Source organism: Haemophilus sp. UMB1048, from assembly GCF_030218125.1.
GTDB lineage: Bacteria > Pseudomonadota > Gammaproteobacteria > Enterobacterales > Pasteurellaceae > Haemophilus_D.
Genome location: NZ_JASOPB010000236.1, coordinates 1 through 204 on the forward strand (window position 1 = coordinate 1; position 204 = coordinate 204).

Below are 204 nucleotides of genomic sequence, written 5' to 3' on the forward strand. Positions count from 1 at the left end.
ATGAAGCTGAAGATAAAGCTGCTGAAGTGAAAGATGCAGCTGAAGATAAAGCATCAGAAGTGAAAAAAGCAGTTTCAAAAGCAAAAGATGAAGTGACAGATAAAGCAACTGAGCTAAAAGATGAAGCTGAAGATAAAGCATCAGAAGCAAAATATGCGGTGGAAGATAAAGCATCAGAAGTGAAAAAAGCAGTTTCAGAAGCAA

General features: G+C 36.8%; 1 pseudogene. It reads left to right on the forward strand.

The features are described from left to right. A pseudogene (locus QP437_RS10605) lies at positions 1-204 on the forward strand (histone); the annotation flags it as partial.